The organism is Streptomyces sp. NPDC021012, assembly GCF_044333355.1.
GTDB lineage: Bacteria > Actinomycetota > Actinomycetes > Streptomycetales > Streptomycetaceae > Streptomyces.
On sequence record NZ_JBIRQU010000003.1, the window covers coordinates 771683 to 790450 of the forward strand.

Sequence of the window (18768 nt, forward strand, 5' to 3'; positions counted from 1 at the left end):
ACCACAGGACTCCGGGGCGGGGGGCATACGCATGGGACTCGGCGCGAGCGGCGACGGCGGATCGCCGGGCGGCTTCTTCGTCCTCCGGACCACCGCCCCCGTGACCGGCGGCGCGCACCGGCCGCTCGCCCGCCTGTACGCGGGGGAGGACGGGCCCCTCACCGCACGCGTGGACCACGTCACCGACCGGCTCGGTGCCCCCGAGCGCCGCGTCGGCGCCTCCGTCGCCCACCTCGGGCTCGCCGCCCGGCTCTGGTCCACCGCCCTCGGCCCGGCGGCGATCCACGGCCGCTTCCCCGCCCTCGACCCCGCCGAGCTGCACTGGGACGGGGCGCTGACCGCGCCCGACGACCTGTGGTGGGCCGGGACCGAGACCCGCCCCGGGACCGTGGACGAGCTGCGCTCGGCCGTCCAGGAGGCGCACCTCGTCCCGCTCCACGCGGCGCTGCGCCGGGACGGGAACGTCTCCCCGCGTCTGCTCTGGGGCAACGCGGGCTCCGCCCTCGCCGGCGCCCTGCGCGAGCTGATCCGCTGGGCGCGCGCCCACGGCCGTCCGGAGGCGGCCGAGCGGGCCGCCGCCCTGGTCTCCGGACTCCTGGACCACCCGGACCTCGCCCGGACCCTCCGCGGCCCACGGCTGCGCCGTACCACCTGCTGCCTCTACTACCGCGTCCCGGGCTGCGGGCTGTGCGGCGACTGTGTCTTCGACCACGCCCCCCGAACGGGTTTGGAGGCGCGGCCCCCCGCTCCGTAAAGTTGGGGTTTTGAAAGCCCGCGAGCGGCGACGTACGAGCGAACGAGGAATCCGAAGGCCATGACGGTGACCGAAGAAAACCAGGACTACGGGCCGGGCATCGACCCCGAGCGCCTGGCCGTCTGCCTGAGCGTCCTCGACGAGCTCGACAAGATCGACGTCGACCACCCGGACGCGATCACCGTCCGGCGCGCCACCGCCGGGATCTACCGGACCGTGAAGCAGCGCCGCCGCCAGGAGCGCCGGGCCGCGAAGACCGCCAACGACAAGGCGGTCACCGAGGCCACGGCCACCGGTTCCGCGCAGCGCATCGACGACGAGACCGAGGGCCTGCTGCCCACCTCCGTCACCGAGGAGGGGCGGATCGCGGGGATACTCCAGCGTCCGCGCTCCTGCTACGTCTGCAAGACGCGGTACGTCGAGGTCGACTACTTCTACCACCAGCTCTGCCAGCCGTGCGCGGCGCTGAACCGGGCCAAGCGCGACGCCAGCGCCGACCTCAGCGGCAAGCGCGCGCTGCTCACCGGCGGCCGGGCCAAGATCGGCATGTACATCGCGCTGCGGCTGCTGCGCGACGGCGCCCACACCACCATCACCACCCGCTTCCCCAAGGACGCCATCCGTCGCTTCAAGGCGATGGAGGACTCCGCGGACTGGATGCACCGCCTGGAGGTCGTCGGCATCGACCTGCGCGACCCGGCCCAGGCCGTCGCGCTCGCCGACCAGATGACCGAGGCCGGCCCGCTCGACATCCTCATCAACAACGCGACGCAGACCGTGCGCCGGCTGCCCTCCGCGTACGCCGCCCTCGTGGAGGGCGAGAACGCCCCGCTGCCCGCCGGCGAGCTGCCCGCCCACCACGTCATCGGCGCGTTCAACTCGGGCGCGGTCGGCGAGCTCGTCGGCTCGTCCGAGCTTCCCGCCGGCGTGCGCGACCTGGAGGCCCAGCAGGTCGCCGACCTCGCGCTCGTCGCGGGCAACGCCACCATCGCCAAGCACCTCGACGGCACCGCCATCGACGCCGGCGGCCTCGTGCCCGACGTCGTCGAGACCAACACCTGGGTGCAGAGCATCGAGCAGATCTCCCCGGTGGAGCTGCTCGAGACGCAGCTGTGCAACTACACGGCGCCGTTCATCCTCATCAGCAAGCTGCGGCCGGCGATGGCCGAGGCGGCGAAGAAGGCGGCCAGCGGCCGTGCCTACGTGGTGAACGTGTCGGCGATGGAGGGCGTCTTCAGCCGCGGCTACAAGGGCGCCGGCCACCCGAACACCAACGCCGCGAAGGCCGCGATGAACATGGTGACGCGGACCAGCGGCCAGGAGATGTTCGAGACCGACGGCATCCTGATGACCTCGGTCGACACCGGCTGGATCACCGACGAGCGCCCCCACTTCGACAAGCTGCGCCTCGCCGAGGCCGGTTTCCACGCCCCGCTGGACCTCGTCGACGGCGCGGCCCGCGTGTACGACCCGGTCGTGCGCGGCGAGGCGGGCGAGGACCTCTACGGCTGCTTCCTGAAGGACTACGCCCCCGCCAACTGGTAGACCCCGGCACGAGGGGCCCGCTACAGCGGTCCCGAGGTCCCGGCAAGAGCGCCCCATCGGCCCGGTGGGGCGCTTTTCCGTCTTGCTTCACCCGATTGCGTCACACTTTGGAGCCCGGTAGAGCGCAGGCGTGCTCATTTGGTTAATCTGAGGCACACGGTCGGCCACCGAGGAGACACACCTTCCTCACGGCCTTCCTGGGACAGGCCTGCCACCAAGGCCGCGGTCCCGCCACGAACGGCGCCACCGCGACCGACCGGCACTTGTCCCATACAGACGCGACACAAAGGAGTGCGCGGTGACACCCGAACTGACGAAGCAGGAACCGCGACCGGCCGAACGCACCGAGCGGCCCCGCCGCAAGGGCGAGCTGGGCAGCCTCGACGTGTGGGCCCACGCGGCCCCGATCCGGCTCGCGGGCTACGAGGAGGACCTCGCCGAGCCCCACATCCTGCCGGGCATCGACTGATCCTTCCGCTTTCACCCCGGGTGCCCCCGGCCGTCCGCGGCCCGGGGGCACCGGCGCGTTCAGCGGGAGCCGCCGGTGGGTTCCCGCAGGCGGATCGGCGGCAGGTACTCCCGCACCAGCGTCCGGTGCCACCAGGCCCCGGTCTCCCGGAGCTCGCGCCAGGTCGTGTACCGGTAGCGGTAGAGCCGGGCGCGGACGAGGACCGGCGGCGCGTCCGGGAACGGGTTGTGGGCGAGCAGCCGCAGGGTGTCCCGGTCGCCGTCGAGGAGCCGCTCGACGAAGGGCCCGAACCACTCGCGCGCGTACCCCGGGGAGAGCGCGGCGAACCACATCAGCCAGTCGAGCCGCAGGTGGTAAGGGGCGAACTGCCGGGGCAGCCGGCGCGGGTCGCCCGGCTTGCCCCTGAAGCCGTACTCCCGCCACACCGTGCCCTCGCGCGGCACCGGCTCGTCGGTTCCCTCGATGACGATCTCGTCCCGGATCCGGCCGACGGTGCCGAAGGCGCCGTAGCTGTTGACCAGGTGGTACGGGTCGTACGAGCGGTTCATCGCCTGCTGCCGGGAGAGCAGGTTCCGCGCCGGGCGGTAGCTCCGTACGAGGACGAAGGCGGTGAACGCGACCACCGCGACCACGTACCAGAGCGGCGGATCCGGCTGGGGGTGCTCGCCGACGAGCGGGGAGGCGTCCACGGCGGAGAGCGCGAGCACGATCGTCAGCCAGTTCAGCCAGGCGAAGTTCCCGGAGAGCACCAGCCACAGCTGGGTCGCCACCATCAGGCAGGCGGCGATCGTGGCCACCGGCTGAGGGGTGAAGAGCAGGAACGGCACGACGAGCTGGACGACGTGGTTGGCCGCGACCTCCACCCGGTGCAGCGGGCGCGGCAGGTGGTGGAAGAACCAGCTCAGCGGGCCGGGCATCGGCTGGGTCTCGTGGTGGTGGTAGAGGCAGGTCAGGTTCCGCCAGCAGGGGTCGCCGCGGATCTTGATGAGCCCGGCGCCGAACTCGACGCGGAAGAGCAGCCAGCGCAGCAGGAACAGGACGAGGACCGGCGGGCCGGTGTCGTCGTTGCCGAGGAACACGGCGAGGAGCCCGGTCTCCAGGAGCAGCGACTCCCAGCCGAAGGAGTACCAGGTCTGTCCCACGTTCACGATCGACAGGTACAGACCCCAGAGCACCAGCCACAGGAGCATCGAGACCGGCAGCGGCACGGCGTCCCCGGCGCCCGCGACGAGGGCGAGCGCGAGGGCGCAGCCGGACCAGGCGACGGTCGCGAAGAGGCGGTCGGAGTAGCGCCAGTGGAAGAGCGAGGGCGTGTGGCGCGGGCGGGTCCGGCGCACGTACTCCGGTACGGGGAGCATGCCGTGCTCGCCGATCAGCGCCCGGAACTGGAGGGCTGCCGAAAGGAACGCCACGCAGTACAGCCCGGCGAGGCCCCGCTGGAAGACGATCCGGCTCAGCCACTGGTCGGGCGCGGTGAACCACTCCATCACCACCAGTATCGGCCCGGGATCAGCTTCTGACGAGACGCCCGAGGGTCCGGCCGAGGAGGCGCGCGTAGGCGAGCTGGAGCACCGGGACCAGGGGTCCGCCGAGCCGGGTGTACCAGGCGGCGGGTCGGCTGAAGGCGGTGACCGTGAAGCGGACCGTGCCGTCGGGGTCGAGCGTGACGATGAAGGACTCCTCGCCGCACTCCGGGTGCCCGGTCAGGGTGCCGTAGGCGAAGCCGACGCGGTTCTCCTCGTACGCCGTCCAGATCACCTCGCAGGGGACGCCGAGGCGGAACGGGCCGGCGCCCAGCGCCACCTCCAGGCGGGCGCCGGGTTCGGCGCGGTCGGCCTCGGCCCGGACGTGCGCCCCGGAGGCGCGGTGCATCCGCCAGGTGGTGACGGCGGCGCCGGCGGTCTCGAAGGCGGCCCTGCCATGGCCGACGACCGCGCTGTGCCGCAGGTGCTTGTAGCCCTCGGGCAGTGCCTCCGGGGTGCGGGTGGCGCCGACCTCGCGGTAGGTGAGGGCGGGGCGGCGGTCGGGTCGGGAGAGGTCGTGCAGCAGGCGGGTCATGCCGGGAGCTCCGTTCGGGGGAGAAGGGCCGGGGAGGTGGGGTCCGTCGCGAGGCGGCGCCGGGCGAGGAGCGCGCAGACGGCGAAGCCGAGGGCGTTGCCCAGGCCGTGCGTGGCGGCCGTCCAGGTCAGGGAGAGGTGCGGCAGCCCCGTCGCCTCGCCGAGCGCCCAGCTGAGCGCGAGCGCCATGGTGGCGACGAGGACCAGGGCCGAGACGGCGAGGAGGCCCCGGGTGAGCGGGTCGGCGGCGAGCTCGCGGCGCTCCCGCAGGGTCAGCACGGAGACCGCGGCCATGCCGGCCGTCAGGACGACGGCGCCCACGAGCTCGGCCCAGTCGTCGACGAAGTAGCCGAGCAGGACGAGCAGGGTGCCGGCGGGGACGCTGAGCGCGGCGAGGCGGGCCGTGGGGCCGTCGGAGGCGCGGCTGACGAGTCCGGCGACCAGGGCGGCGGCGAAGCCGGCGAAGTGGAAGTGAGGGACGGTCAGCGTCAGGATGTCCAGGTCGAAGCCGAACAGCGGGTACGAGGCCCGCTCGGCGACGAGCGCGAGACCGGCGACGGAGGGCGCCGCCAGGGCGGTGAGGACGGCGATCTCGCTCGGCCTGAGCGAGCGCGTCAGCCTCAGCCGGGCCGGGGCCTGGAGCGCGAGCGCCAGTGTGCCGAGGGCGTAGACCGCGGCGAGTGCGGTGGCGGCTCCGGAGCGGGGGAGCCAGAGGGCCAGGGCCCCGGGGGCGGCGAGCAGCGGCCAGGCGCGGCGGAGCGGGTCCCAGCCGGGCGGCCGGGGGCCGTCGAGGAGCGCCAGTCCGGTCGGCACGACCCAGAACATGCCGATCATCACGATCGGATTCACCAGGACCGACAGCGCGGTCATGCGTCAGCACCCCCACTTGAACGCGTTCAACTGACGGGTCGAGCGTAGAGCCTCTCTTGAACGTGTTCAAGTCCCTGGTCGGCGCACCCGGTCGGACGCGCTCCGCTTGCGACCCCTCACGCACTGCGACAGACATGAGGGACTGGCCGCAACCGGGCGCCGGGCCCGGGGGAGAGAAAGTCGAGAACCAGGTGCGCTCATCCCTCCGCCGGACGCGCCGAACCGGCCCCGCCGCCGCGACGCTCGTCTCGGCCCTGCTGCTCACGGGCTGCTCCTCCGTGTGGGAGGGCGCCGGCGGCGAACCCGCCGCGACCCCGGTCACGGACGTCTTCCTCCAGCCGCTCGGCGCCCAGGGTCCCGACCCCTTCACCGCCTCCACCGTCCGGAACACCGCACCGCCCACCGCCTCGAACCGGCAGCCCGACGACAGCGCCGAGCAGGCCCGCGAGATCACCGGCTCCGCCCCCGGCCTCTACGGCGGCACGCGCGCGATCGGCAGCTGCGACGTCGAACGGCAGGTCGCCCTCCTCGCCGCGGACCGGACCAAGGCGCACGCCTTCGCCGAGGCCGCCGGCATCCCCGAGGGCGGCGTCGCCGACTGGCTCCGCGGGCTCACCCCCGTCGCCCTGCGCGCCGACACCCGCGTCACCGACCACGGCTACCGCGAGGGCAAGGCCAGCGCCTTCCAGGCCGTCCTCCAGACCGGCACGTCGGTCCTCGTCGACCAGTACGGCTCCCCGCGCGTCCGCTGCGCCTGCGGCAACCCGCTCCGCAGCCCCGCCGCCGACCGGAGCGGCGTCCACCAGGGCGAGCCCTGGGAAGGCTTCGACCCCGACCGCGTGGTCACCGTCCGGCCCGCCGACTCCGTCGTCACCAGCCTGGTCATCGTCAACACCACCGACAGCACCTGGATCGAGCGGCGGACCGGCACCGACGGGGACGAGGACCGCACCCCCGACGTCCAGCCGGCCTGCGACCCCGACACCTGCGCCCTCACCGGCTCCGGGACGCCCGACCCGACCGGCCCCGGCCGTCCCGCCTCCCCGGACCCCGTACCGCCCGCGCCCGCCTCCCCGGACCCCGTCAGGCCCGGCCCCTCGACCCCGCTCCCCGACGTCCCCGCCCCCTCCGGGACCGGCGGCACGGGCACCGACCCGACGGCGCCCGCGGTCCCCGATCCGTACACGGAGCCGTACCCCGACCCGTACACCGATCCCTACACGGAGCCCTTCCCCGACCCGTTCGGGGAACCCCCCGGCGAGCAGCCCACCGCCCCGGACGGACAGCTGCCCCCCGACGAGCTCTTCCCGGCCGGTCCGGAGCCCGAGCGGCCGGAGACCTTCCAGGGGTGAAAGGGATCTTCCTGGTGCGCGGGGGCGGGGCTGCGCCTAGCGTGGCCCCATGAACGCGGGCAGCGGGGGCGGGGAGGCGATCGCGCGGCCGGGCCGCGCGCCGGAGGAACAGGGGTCCGGGGCCCGGATCCTGGCCGACTACGGCTCCGCCTTCCGGATGGGCGGCTTCGACTGGGACCTGCTCGCCGGGACCATGGCCATGGACGACGCCGCCCTCGACGTCTTCGACATGGACCGCGCCGACTACGACGGCAGACCCGAGAGCCTGAGCCCGCGGGTGCTGCCGGACGAGGGCCGCCAGCTCGACACCCTCGTGGCCCAGGCGCTCAAGGACGGCAGCGACCAGTACGGCGCCTACTTCCGCATCCGCCGCCGCGACGGCAGCCACCAGTGGACCCACACCCAGGGCCTCGTCCACCGCGACGACACCGGCCGGCCCGTCCGCATCATCGGCATCCTGCGCGACGCCACCCACGAACTCACCGAGTCCGCCGCCCGGCTCGGCCTCGACGAGGGCCGCCGGCGGCGCGCCGGCGTCGTCGAGGGCACCACGGCGGCCCTCGCCTACGCCCGGACCGTGCAGGACGTCGTCGACCTGCTCAACGACTCGCACGCGCTCGAACACTTCGGCGCGGCCAGTCTCGTCATGGGCCTCCTCGACTCCGGCCGGATCCGCCTGGTCGCCGAGGGACCCGACGGCTCCTTCGTGCCGGGCACCCGGTTCACCCGGGTGGACGAGCCGTACCCGATGAGCGAGGTCATCCGCACCCTGCGCCCCCGCTTCATCGAATCGGGCCGGGACTTCGCCGACTCCTTCCCCGTGCTCTGGCCCCACATCAGCGGACTCGGCATCACCGCCGCCGCCTATCTGCCGCTCATCGCCCAGGCCCGGCCCATCGGCGCCCTCGGCCTGCTCTACAGCGACAAGACCGGCTTCAGCGAGGACGAGCGGACCCTGCTCGTCGCCCTCGGCAGCAGCATCGCCCAGAGCCTCCAGCGCGCCATGCTCTACGAGCAGGAGCACGACCTCGCCGAGGGACTCCAGCAGGCGATGCTGCCCCGCCGGATCCCCGAGGTCCCCGGCGCCCAGACGGCCGTCCGCTACCGCTCCGCCCGCCTCGGCCGCGACATCGGCGGCGACTGGTACGACGTCATCGCGCTGCCCGGCGGCCGGGTCGGCGCCGTCATCGGAGACGTACAGGGCCACGACACCCACGCGGCGGCCGTCATGGGCCAGCTGCGGATCGTGCTGCGCGCCTACGCCGCCGAGGGCCACCCCCCGGCCACGGTCATGGCCCGGGCCTCCGTCTTCCTCCACGAACTCGACACCGAACGCTTCGCCACCTGCACCTACGCGGAGGTCGACCCCGTCACCGGAGTCGTCCAGGTGGTGCGCGCCGGCCATGTCGACCCGCTGATCAGGGAGAGCGACGGCCGCTGCCGCAGACTCCCGGTCGAGGGCGGGCTGCCGCTCGGGCTCTCCGCCGAGTTCGGCCGCCTCGGCTATCCCGTCACCACCCTGGAACTGGACCCCGGCCAGACGCTGCTGCTCTACACCGACGGCCTCGTGGAGAAGCCCGGGGCCGACCTCGACGAGGGCCTCCAGTGGCTCTCCTCGCTCGTCCGGCGCGGCCCCGCCGACCTCCAGCAGCTCGCCGACCACCTGTGCGACGTGGTCGCCGACCGGGGCGGCGAGGACGACGTCGCGATCCTGCTGCTGCGCCGCCGCGACACGTACCACCCGCGGGGCGCCGGCCGCTTCCAGCAGCACGTGGCGCAGAACGACCCCGAGGCGCTGAGCTCGGCCCGGCACATGATCCGCGCCGCCGTCCGGGCCTGGGACGCGGAGGAGCGCGCCGACGAGATCGAACTGGTCGCCGACGAGCTGATGACCAACGCCCTGATGCACACCGACGGCGGGGCGATCGTGACCCTGCGGATCCTCGCCGGGCCGCCGCGGCGGCTGCGGGTCGAGGTGGAGGACCGGTCCAGCGCCCTGCCCCGGCGCCGCGAGGCGGGGGAGGCGGGGGTGTCCGGGCGGGGACTGCTCCTGGTCGACCAGCTCTCCGACGCGTGGGGCGTGGAGTCGAGGGGCGGCGGCAAGTGCGTGTGGTGCGAATTCATCACTCTTTAACTGAGCGTGAACTGATCGTACTTGACCGTAACTGACGGTACGGGATTGACTTCGTCCACCCGCCCCTCCACACCTCTGCAGCGAGCACCGAAGACACCGCAGGACAAGAGGACATCGTGAGCAGCGAGCTTCTGGCACCCCTGGACCTGGCCTTCTGGCACCTGGAATCCACCGACCACCCCCTGCACCTCGGGGCCCTCGCCCACTTCGGCCCCCCGCCCGTCACCGCCGGGCACGAACCGGCCGACATCCTGGAACTGCTCGCCCGACGCGCCGCCGCCGTCCCCCGGCTCCGGATGCGCGTCCGCGACGTCCTGTTCCCCGTCGGCGGCGCCGCCTGGAGCGCCGACCCCGACTTCGACGTCCGCCGGCACGTCCGCGAGATCGCCCTCCCCGGCACCGACTTCCCCGCCGAGGCCGCCCGGCTCGCCGCCGAACTCATGGAACGCCCCGTCGCCCGGGGCCTCCCGCCCTGGGAGATGTACCTGCTCAGCGGCGCCCCCGACGGCTCCTTCGCCGTCCTCGTCAAACTCCACCACGCCCTCGCCGACGGCATGCGGGCCGTCGCCATCGGCGCCGGGATCTTCGACGAGATCGCCGCCGGCCGCCGCCCGGCGGGCCGCCCCCGCCCCGTCCCCCCGCGCTCCTGGCTGCCCGGCCCCGGCCGCCTCCTCGGCATCGCCCGCGACCGCATCGGCGACCTCGGCCGGGCCGTCGAGGTCGGCGCCTCGGTCGTCGGCTCCTCCGTCGCCCGAGCCGGTCACCTCGACCCGCGCCCCACCGGCCCGCTCGCCGCCGACTCCAGCGGCACGCGCCGGATCGCCACCGCCACCCTGCCCCTCGACCGCGTCCACCGGATCCGCCGCACCACCGGCGGCACCGCCAACGACGTCCTCCTCACCCTCGTCGCCGGTGCCCTGCGCCGCTGGTTCGACGGGCGCGGCCTGCCCCTCCCCGGCGCCGACCCCCGGGCCCTCGTCCCGGTCTCACGCCGCCGCCCCGGCGCCCCGGCCGGCCCCGGCAACAGCCTTTCCGGCTACCTCCTCGACCTGCCCGTCACCGAAGCCGACCCGGCCGCCCGGCTCGCCGCCGTCCGGGGCGCCATGGACCGCAACAAGGCCGCCGGACCCTTCCGGGGCGCGGGCGCCGTCGCCCTCCTCGCCGACCAGCTGCACCCGCTCGCCCACCGTTTGGGCGCGCCCCTCGCCGCGGGCGCCGCCCGGCTCCTCTTCGACCTCCTCGTCACCCAGGTGCCGCTGCCCCGCTCCGCGCTCTCCCTCGGCGGCGCCCCGCTGCGCGCGCTCTTCCCGATGGCCCCGCTCGCCCGCGGCCAGTCCCTCGCCGTCGCCATGTCCCCGTACGGCGGCCGGGTCCACATCGGCCTCGTCGCCGACGGCGAGGCCGTCCCCGACCTCGACGCCCTGGCCGCCGCGCTCACCGCCGAACTCGACCTGCTGGATCCGCCCTCCCCGCCGGGGGCTACGGCGCGCACGTAGTGCCGGGGCGGACCTTCGTCAGCGAGACCAGGTAGGCCTCGACCTTCTCGTTCACGCAGGCGTTCCGGCCGTAACCGGTGTGTCCGGGGGCCTCGAAGGACAGCAGCATCCCGCCGGGGAACTGCCGCGCCAGGCTCACCGCCTCGTCGTAGGGGGTCGCCGGATCGCCCGTGGTGCCCACGACGAGGACCGGCGGCACCCCGGCCGCCTCCACCCGGTGCGGCTTCTGCGTCCCGGCGGGCCAGCCCGCGCAGACCAGCTCGCTCGTCACCCCGGACGTGCCGTAGACCCCCGCGGCCCGGTCGGCGGGGTCCAGCGCGTTCCAGTAGGCCCGCGCGTCGCGCGGGTGGGGGACGTCGAGGCAGTTCACCGCGAGCAGGGCGGCCTCGCCGTTGTCCTCGGGAACGTCGCTCGCGGGTTCCCCGGAGGGGGCCGCCCCGGCGTCGGTGTCCGGGGCCTCCTCGTCGCCCGCCGCCAGGGCCGCCAGCTTCGTCCCGTCCCCGTCGTCCGCCGCGCGCAGCGCCTCGGACAGGCCCTCCCACTGCGCCTCCGGCGTGTACATCGACAGGGAGAGCGCGTCGACCAGGCCCGCCGCGTCGAGACCGTCCTCGGAGCCGTCGACCGGCAGCGGCTCGCGCCGGGTCCGTTCGAGGAGCCGGTCGATCAGCGCGCGTATCTCCCCGGGCGTCTCGCCGGGGCAGCCCTCGCCCACCGTGTCGGCGCAGGACTCGGCGTACTCCTCGACCGCGTCCCGGAAGCCGGCCGACTGGCCGAGCGCGCGCTGCCGCCAGTCCAGGGACGGGTCGACGGCCCCGTCCAGGACCATCGCCCGTACGCGGCGCGGGAACTGCTCGGCGTACGAGGTCCCCAGGCTCGTGCCGTACGACCAGCCGAGGTACGTCAGCCGGCGGTCGCCGAGGGCCGCCCTCAGCACGTCCAGGTCCCGGGCCGCGTCGTCCGTCCCGACGTGCGGCAGCAGCGGACCGCTGGCCTTCCGGCAGGCGGCGGCCTGCGCCCGCGCGCCCGCGAGGGCCTCGGCGCGCTCGGCGTCCGTACGCGGGTAGAGGGGTGCCTCGTCCGCCCCCTCGGTCTCGTCGGCGGTGACGCAGGTCAGGGCCGGCCTGCTCCCGCCGACCCCGCGCGGGTCGAAGGACACGATGTCGAACCGCTCGCGCACGCCCTTGCCGATCTCGTCGGCGATCCCGTCCTCGACGAGCTTCACGCCGGGCTCGCCCGGGCCGCCCGGGTTCAGGACGAGCGAGCCGAGCCGCCGGCCGGGGACGGCGGTCGCCGCCTTCGCCACCGGCAGGACGAAGGTCTCGCCGTCGCCGGGACGGGAGTAGTCCCTCGGAACGGTGAGCTCGGCGCACCGGAGGTCGCCGCAGGGCCGCCACACGAGCTTCTGGCCGTAGAAGCGCCGCAGCTCGGGGCGGGCGGCCGGATCGGCGGAGGCGGCCGGGACCCGCGGCCGGTTCCCGTCCTGACCGGGCCCGGCCGTACAGGAGGCCAGGGAGACGGTGCCGAGGACGGCGAACGCGAGGACGAGGGCCCGGCGGCGGGCGGTGGTGGTGCGGAACGGGTGGGCGGCGGTGAGGGACGGGCGGGCGGTGGTGCGGAACACGGGAAACTCCCCTGAGTGGTCGGTCCAGGGCAGTCTCGGGGACGGATGCTGAGGTTTTGCTGAGGACGGGGGCCGATGCCGGGGCCGCCGGGTACGGGGGCGGCGCCGAGGTCCGCCGGGTACGGGGCCCGGTGCCGAGGTGCGCCGAGTACGAGGCCCGGTCAGTCCGAGGTCGGTAGCCGGAGTACGAACCGGGCCCCGCCGGCCGCCGAGCGGCCCGCGGTGAGGGTGCCGCCGTGGGCGTGGGCGACCCAGGAGGCGATCGACAGGCCGAGGCCGGTGGAGCCGGATCCGCTGCGGAACCGCTCGAAGAGGGCGCCCGCGACCTCCGGAGGAAGACCCGGCCCGGCGTCCTCCACCGTCACCGTGCCGTCCCGGCCCACCGTGAGCAGCACGTCCGCCGGGACGCCCGGCGCGTGGCCGTGCGCGAGCGCGTTGTCCAGCAGATTGCCGACGGCCCGGCGTACGAGATCGGGATCGGCCACCACGACCGCCTCCGCCGCCTCGACCCGGACGCGGTGCCCGCCCGCACCGGCGGACTCCTCGGCCACCGCCTCCACCAACTGGTCCAGACGCAGTGGCTGCCGGGTCACCGCGGCCGTCCCGGACATGAGGCGGGCCCGGGTGAGCAGCCCGTCGACGAGCCGGCCCATCCCCTCCGCCAGACGCAGCGTGCGCCGGTGCACGTCCGCGCTGTCCGTCTCGCCGCGCAGCGCCGTCTCGGCGAGCGTCCGCAGCGAGGCGGCCGGGGTCCGCAGATCGTGCGCGGCGTCCGCGAGGAACGCCTCCTGCCGGTCGAGCGCGGCGAGCGCGGGCCGGACCGCCCGCCCCGACAGGACGTGACCGACGGCCGCCGACAGCAGGACGAGCACCGCGCAGCCGCCCGTCACCAGCCACACGAGCCGCCGGTGGTCGTCCCGGGGGGCGCCCGCGTCGGCCACGGTCACCAGGACGCCCTGCGGCCCCGCGTCCTCCGCCGCCTCCGGCGCGTAGAAGGGCTGCGCGAACACCCGTACCGGCCCGCCGTCCGTCGTGCGCCCGTCGAAGGCCCGGACGCCGTCGGCCCGCACCGCCGCCCGGCCCGCCTCCTGGACCACGGCCCGGCTCACCGTCAGACACGGCTTCGCCGGCGCGTGCTCGACCGTCAGCGCGCCCGGGTCGCCGGGATCCACGAGGAGCACGGTCAGCGGCGGGCAGGCGGTGTCCACCGAGTCCGCGAGGACGTCCAGGACGAGCCGCCCGTCCCCGTCGGTCTCCAGCAGGCCGAGGGCCCAGCTGGTGTCCGCGTCCATCGTGTGGTCGAGCTGCTCCCGCCAGCGGCCGCTGTCGCTGCGCACGGCGAGCACGGCCATCGCGATCAGCCCCACGGCGCTGGTCAGCGCGAACAGCAGGCTGATCCGCCGGCGCAGCCGCAGCACCCGGGCCGTCGGCGTGAGCGTCCGCGACGCGCTCCTCACGACACGCCGTCATGCGGCGAGAGCCGGTACCCGAGCCCGCGCACGGTGTGGATCAGCGGCGGGTCCCCGAGCTTCCGGCGGAGCTGGGAGACCAGCACCTCCAGGACGTTCGACTGCGGTTCGGCCATCTCGTCCCAGCAGCTCTCGATCAGCTCGGCGCGGGACACCGCCTGGTCGGCGCGCGCCGCGAGGACCTCCAGGACCGCGAACTCCCTGCCCGTGAGCGTCAGCAGCACCCCGGCCCGGCGGACGTGCCGGCGGGCGGTGTCGATCTCCAGGTCGCCGACGCGGTGCACCGGCGGGCGGACGACCGCGGCCCTGCGGCACAGGCTGCGCACCCGGGCGACCAGCTCGGGCACGGCGAACGGCTTGACGAGGTAGTCGTCCCCGCCGCTCGCGAAGCCCTCCACCCGGTCCGCCACCGTGTCGCGCGCGGTCAGGAACAGCACCGGCACGTCACGCCCGGCGCGCCGCAGCCCGTCGACGAAGACGGCGGCGTCCCCGGACGGCAGCATCCGGTCGAAGACCGCGCAGTCGTACGCCGTGACGAACAGCGCCTCGTCGGCCCGGGGCAGATCGGCGGCCTCGTCCACGGCGAGCCCGGCGGCCCGCAGCGCGGCGGCCACCCCGAACCGGAGGTCTTCGTCGTCCTCGACGAGCAGTACACGCACGCCGGACACCCTAAGCGCCGCCCGACGCACGGCCCGATCCCGGGTACGAGGGCACCGGGGTCACCGCGCCCGCCCGGCGGCTGCCGAAACCGCCCGGACGGCCCGCGCCACCGTTCCCCTAGACTCCGCCGCATGGTGCGCGTACTGGCCGTCGACGACGAGGAGCCCGCCCTCGGGGAGCTGCTCTACCTGCTGCGCGCCGACCCCCGGGTGCGGACCGCCGAGGGCGCCGGCGACGCCACCGCGGCCCTGCGCAGGATCGGGCGCGCCCTGGAGAGCGGCCCCGACGGCGACGACGGCATCGACGTCGTCTTCCTCGACATCCACATGCCCGGGCTGACAGGCCTGGACGTGGCCCGGCTGCTCGCCGGCTTCGCCCGGCCCCCGCACATCGTCTTCGTCACCGCCCACGAGGGCTTCGCCCTCCAGGCCTTCGACCTGAAGGCGGTCGACTACGTCCTCAAGCCGGTCCGCCGCGAGCGCCTCGCCGAGGCCGTCCGCCGCGTCCACGAACTGGTCCACGCCACCGCCGTCCCCGCCGCGTCCGAACAGATACCCGTGGAGCTCGGCGGCGTCACCCGCTTCGTCCCCGTCGACGACATCGCGTACGTCGAGGCCCACGGCGACTACGCCCGCCTCCACACCGACCACGGCAGCCACCTCGTCCGCATCCCGATCTCCACGCTCGAGGAGCGGTGGGCCGCCCGGGGCTTCGTCCGCATCCACCGCAGCCATCTCGTGGCCCTGGGCCGGATCGACGAGCTGCGGCTCGACGCCGGCGCCACCTCCGTACGGATCGGCGACACCGACCTCGCCGTCAGCCGCCGCCACGCCCGCACCCTCCGCGACCTGCTGATGCGCCGGGCCGGCGGCTGACCGGCACCCCTACCGGCGCCGCGCCCCGTCCCCGTACACTCCACGAGCCGAGGAGACAGCCAGAGAGCGGACGCCGATGCCGGAGCCCCAACCCCCGCGCAGGCCCCGGCGCGAGACCGTCACGTACGCCTCCGCCCACGGCCCGGGTGCCGTGCCCGCGCCCGCCGGGCGGCGCCCCGCGCACCCGCCCGCCCGCTCCGAGATCGACGAGCAGACCACCCTCGGGCACACCTACGTCCGCTCCCTGATGCGCAGTCAGCTCCGGGTCGCCCTCACCGCCCTCGGGGCCCTGGCCCTGCTCGTCGGCCCGCTGCCGCTGCTGCTCGCGCTGCCCGCGCCCGAGGCGCTCGTCTGGGCCGCGCTCGGCTTCGGGGTGTACCCGGTGGTCTGGGCCGTCGCCCACTGGTACGTCCGCCGGGCCGAGCGCAACGAGCGCGACTTCACCGGCCTCGTGGAGCGCTGAGGGCGGTGGACCTGCCCGCATGAACCAGACCCACGCCGTCGCCGCCGTCACCGCCGTCGTCCTCGCCACCGTCCTCATCGGCGCCCTCGGCCTGCGGATCTCCCGCACCACCTCCGACTTCTACGTCGCCTCGCGGACCGTCCGGCCGGGCCTCAACGCCGCGGCCATCAGCGGCGAGTACCTCTCCGCGGCCTCCTTCCTCGGCATCGCCGGACTCGTCCTCGTCCAGGGCCCCGCCATGCTCTGGTACCCGGTCGGCTACACCGCCGGCTACCTCGTCCTGCTCGTCCTCGTCGCCGCCCCGCTGCGCCGCTCCGGGGCGTACACGCTCTCCGACTTCGCCGAGGCCCGCCTCGAATCCCCGCAGGCCCGGCGGCTGGCCAGCCTCTTCGTCGTCGGCATCGGCTGGCTGTACCTGCTGCCGCAGCTCCAGGGCGCCGGACTCACCCTGGAGATCCTCACCGGCGCCCCCGACTGGGTCGGCGGACTGCTCGTCGCCCTGGTCGTCACCGGCACCGTCGCCGCGGGCGGGATGCGCAGCATCACCTTCGTGCAGGCCTTCCAGTACTGGCTGAAGCTCACCGCCCTGCTCGTCCCCGCCCTCTTCCTGCTCGCCGCCTGGTACGGGGACGGGGCGCCCCGAGCCCGCTTCGACGCCCCCGCCGTGCTGCGCGGCCACACCGTCGTCACGGTCGCCGACACGGTACGGATCGGGCTCGACGCCCCGCTGACGGTCACCGTCACCGGCGGCGTCGACTCCGCCGCGTACACCGGCCGGACCGTCACCCTCGCCCCCGGCACCCACCACGTCCGGGGCGGCACCACGCTCTCCTTCGCGCCGGGGGCCCGCCTGCCCGAGCGGGCGGCCACCGGCTCCGACCCCCTCGGCTGGTCCCAGCCGCTGGCCGGGGGCCGCGACGGACACCAGCTGTACGCCACGTACGGGCTGATCCTCGCCACCTTCCTCGGCACCATGGGCCTGCCGCACGTCGCCGTCCGCTTCTACACCAGCCCGCACGGCCGCGCCGCCCGCCGCACCACCCTCGTCGTGCTCGGCCTCGTCGGCGCCTTCTACCTGCTGCCGCCCCTCTACGGGGCCCTCGGCCGGATCTACGCCCCCGAACTCGCCCTCACCGGCTCCGCCGACGCCGCCGTCCTCGTCCTGCCCGACAGGGTCCTCGGCGGAGTCCTCGGCGACCTCCTCGGGGCGCTCCTCGCCGCGGGCGCCTTCGCCGCCTTCCTCTCCACCGCCTCCGGGCTCACCATGTCCGTCGCCGGGGTCCTCACCCAGGACGTGCTGCCCTCCCGGGCGTCCTCCCGGGGCGTACGGCACTTCCGCCTCGCGACCCTGCTGGCCACCGCCGTCCCCCTGGGCGTCGGGGTGGTCGCCTCCAAGGTCCCGGTCGCCGACGCCGTCGGCCTCGCCTTCGCCGTCTCCGCCTCCTCCTTCTGCCCGCTGCTCGTCCTCGGCATCTGGTGGCGGCGGCTCACCCCGCCCGGCGCCATGGCCGGGCTCCTGCTCGGCGGCGGCTCCGCCCTCGCGGCCGTGATGGCGACCCGGGCCGGGCTCGCCCCCGAGGGCTGGCCGCACACCCTGATGGCCTGGCCGGCCGTCTGGTCGGTCCCGCTCGGCTTCCTGTCGATGGTGCTCGTCTCGCTCGCCACCCCCCGCCGGATCCCGCCGGGCACGCCCGCGATCCTCGCCCGGCTCCACCTCCCGGAGGAGATCACCGGCACGATTCCCGTCCCCGCCCAGGAGGCACGACCATGACCCGCGTCCGGGCCCGCCGATGAACGGCATCGTCCTCGCCGCCGCGGCCGCCGCCGGGGCCGTGCCGCTCGCCGCGGGCTTCGTCCTCGGCCGCCTCACCGCCCGGCGCGGCGGCCGCGCCGCCGATCCCGACCTCGGCACGCCCGTCGAACGGGCCACCTTCCACACCCTGCACACCGCCTCGCTCGCCGCGCCCCCGCTGCGCGCCGGGCTCACCGAGGAGACCGCCCGCAAGGCGGCCCGCACGCTCCGCTCGCTGCTCGGCACCGAGGCGCTCTGCCTCACCGACCGGGGCGCGGTCCTCGCCTGGGACGGGCCGGGCGAGGACCACCACCGCGCGCACGTCCCCGGGCAGGCCGCCGAGACCCTGGCGACCGGCCGCAGCCGCTCGGCGCACAGCGGCTGCGACGACCCGGCGTGCCCGCTGCGCTGGGCGGTGACCGCCCCGCTCACCGGGGAGGACGGGGTCCTCGGCGCGCTCGTCGCCTACGGATCGCGGGAGTCGGCCGTCCTCGTGCGGGCCGCGACCGAGGTGGCCCGCTGGGTCTCCGTCCAGCTGGAACTGGCCGAACTCGACCGCTCCCGCACCCGGATCGTGGAGGCCGAGATCCGCGCGCTGCGTGCCCAGATCTCCCCGCACTTCATCTTCAACTCCCTCGCCGCCATAGCCTCGTTCGTCCGCACCGACCCCGAGCGGGCGCGGGAACTCCTCCTGGAGTTCGCCGACTTCACCCGCTACTCCTTCCGCAAGCACGGCGAGTTCGCCCAGCTCGCCGACGAACTGCGGGCGATCGAGCAGTACTTGGCGCTCGCGGGGGCCCGGTTCGGGGACCGGCTGAAGGTGACCCTGCAGATCGCCCCCGAGGTGCTGCCGGTGACCCTGCCGTTCCTCTGCCTCCAGCCGCTCGTGGAGAACGCCGTCAAGCACGGCCTCCAGGACCGGGAGCGGGGCTGCCGGGTCACGATCGCGGCCCGGGACGCGGGCGCCGAGGCGGTGGTGACGGTCGAGGACGACGGCATCGGCATGGACCCGGAGCGGCTGCGCGCCGTCCTGCGCGGGGAGCACCCGGCGGGCTCCGGCATCGGCCTGTCCAATGTGGACGAGCGGCTGCGCCAGGTGTACGGGGCGGAGCACGGCCTCGTCATCGAGACCGGGGCCGGTGCCGGGATGAAGGTGACGGTACGCGTCCCCAAGTACCGTCCGGGGGTGCACCCTTCGGCACCGTGACGGG

Annotated in this window: 16 protein-coding genes; 10 read left to right on the forward strand and 6 right to left on the reverse strand. The window is 75.1% G+C overall.

The annotated features are described in order from the left end of the window. The first annotated feature begins 31 nt into the window (after positions 1 to 31). The 3 genes from ACH4TP_RS13365 (at position 32) to ACH4TP_RS13375 (ending at position 2768) form a co-directional block, all read left to right on the forward strand. Positions 32 to 754, forward strand: a complete 723-nt coding sequence (locus ACH4TP_RS13365) for a (2Fe-2S)-binding protein (RefSeq protein WP_398437650.1) — start codon at positions 32 to 34, stop codon at positions 752 to 754. Positions 755 to 814: 60 nt separating this feature from the next. Further along, on the forward strand, positions 815 to 2299 hold the full coding sequence (locus ACH4TP_RS13370; protein WP_389225247.1) for an SDR family NAD(P)-dependent oxidoreductase: 1485 nt from the start codon (positions 815 to 817) through the stop codon (positions 2297 to 2299). 298 nt (positions 2300 to 2597) lie between these two features. Beyond that, positions 2598 to 2768, forward strand: a complete 171-nt coding sequence (locus ACH4TP_RS13375) for a hypothetical protein (protein ID WP_361405047.1) — start codon at positions 2598 to 2600, stop codon at positions 2766 to 2768. A 59-nt stretch (positions 2769 to 2827) separates the two neighbouring features. On the opposite strand, the gene ACH4TP_RS13380 is transcribed toward ACH4TP_RS13375, so the two are convergent. The 3 genes from ACH4TP_RS13380 to ACH4TP_RS13390 are packed head-to-tail and all read right to left on the reverse strand — an operon-like array spanning position 2828 to position 5686. Next, on the reverse strand, positions 2828 to 4255 hold the full coding sequence (locus ACH4TP_RS13380) for a lipase maturation factor family protein (protein ID WP_398189878.1): 1428 nt from the start codon (positions 4253 to 4255) through the stop codon (positions 2828 to 2830). Positions 4256 to 4277: 22 nt separating this feature from the next. Further along, entirely contained in the window at positions 4278 to 4826 is a 549-nt protein-coding gene (locus tag ACH4TP_RS13385; protein ID WP_389225245.1) for a DUF1990 family protein, read from the reverse strand. Beyond that, positions 4823 to 5686, reverse strand: a complete 864-nt coding sequence (locus tag ACH4TP_RS13390; RefSeq protein WP_389225508.1) for a YndJ family protein — start codon at positions 5684 to 5686, stop codon at positions 4823 to 4825. The genes ACH4TP_RS13385 and ACH4TP_RS13390 overlap by 4 nt, the downstream gene beginning before the upstream one ends. Before the next feature lie 200 nt (positions 5687 to 5886). Here ACH4TP_RS13390 and ACH4TP_RS13395 point away from each other — a divergent pair, with 200 nt between their 5' ends. The 3 genes from ACH4TP_RS13395 to ACH4TP_RS13405 all read left to right on the forward strand — a co-directional run bounded on the left by ACH4TP_RS13395 (position 5887) and on the right by ACH4TP_RS13405 (position 10677). Beyond that, a complete protein-coding gene (locus ACH4TP_RS13395; protein ID WP_389225244.1) occupies positions 5887 to 7047 on the forward strand; it encodes a DUF6777 domain-containing protein in 1161 nt (386 codons plus the stop codon). Positions 7048 to 7096: 49 nt separating this feature from the next. Continuing rightward, positions 7097 to 9181 carry a SpoIIE family protein phosphatase gene (locus tag ACH4TP_RS13400; RefSeq protein ID WP_398437652.1) on the forward strand — a complete coding sequence of 695 codons (2085 nt, stop codon included), beginning with the start codon at positions 7097 to 7099 and terminating at the stop codon, positions 9179 to 9181. Positions 9182 to 9297: 116 nt separating this feature from the next. After that, positions 9298 to 10677 (forward strand): wax ester/triacylglycerol synthase family O-acyltransferase, encoded by a 1380-nt coding sequence (locus tag ACH4TP_RS13405; RefSeq protein WP_398189888.1) that lies wholly within the window; start codon positions 9298 to 9300, stop codon positions 10675 to 10677. Here the strand turns inward: ACH4TP_RS13405 and ACH4TP_RS13410 are convergent. The 3 genes from ACH4TP_RS13410 to ACH4TP_RS13420 form a co-directional block, all read right to left on the reverse strand. Continuing rightward, on the reverse strand, positions 10661 to 12298 hold the full coding sequence (locus ACH4TP_RS13410) for an alpha/beta hydrolase (protein WP_398437654.1): 1638 nt from the start codon (positions 12296 to 12298) through the stop codon (positions 10661 to 10663). The genes ACH4TP_RS13405 and ACH4TP_RS13410 overlap by 17 nt on opposite strands. 161 nt (positions 12299 to 12459) lie before the next feature. Then, positions 12460 to 13755: a sensor histidine kinase gene (locus ACH4TP_RS13415; RefSeq protein WP_389225238.1), complete on the reverse strand. Its 1296-nt coding sequence runs from the start codon at positions 13753 to 13755 to the stop codon at positions 12460 to 12462. Next, entirely contained in the window at positions 13752 to 14426 is a 675-nt protein-coding gene (locus tag ACH4TP_RS13420; protein ID WP_389225236.1) for a response regulator transcription factor, read from the reverse strand. The genes ACH4TP_RS13415 and ACH4TP_RS13420 overlap by 4 nt, the downstream gene beginning before the upstream one ends. Before the next feature lie 132 nt (positions 14427 to 14558). On the opposite strand from ACH4TP_RS13420, the gene ACH4TP_RS13425 reads away from it, so the two are divergent. From ACH4TP_RS13425 to ACH4TP_RS13440, 4 genes are all read left to right on the forward strand, one after another. After that, a complete protein-coding gene (locus tag ACH4TP_RS13425) occupies positions 14559 to 15302 on the forward strand; it encodes a LytR/AlgR family response regulator transcription factor (RefSeq protein ID WP_398189899.1) in 744 nt (247 codons plus the stop codon). Between the two features lie 76 nt (positions 15303 to 15378). Continuing rightward, complete coding sequence (locus ACH4TP_RS13430; protein ID WP_398189902.1) at positions 15379 to 15765, forward strand: hypothetical protein; 387 nt, start codon at positions 15379 to 15381, stop codon at positions 15763 to 15765. Between the two features lie 19 nt (positions 15766 to 15784). Continuing rightward, positions 15785 to 17536 (forward strand): cation acetate symporter, encoded by a 1752-nt coding sequence (locus tag ACH4TP_RS13435; protein ID WP_398437657.1) that lies wholly within the window; start codon positions 15785 to 15787, stop codon positions 17534 to 17536. A 19-nt stretch (positions 17537 to 17555) separates the two neighbouring features. Then, positions 17556 to 18764, forward strand: coding sequence for a histidine kinase (locus tag ACH4TP_RS13440; RefSeq protein WP_389225228.1), 1209 nt, complete (start codon positions 17556 to 17558; stop codon positions 18762 to 18764). The last annotated feature ends 4 nt before the right edge of the window (positions 18765 to 18768 follow it).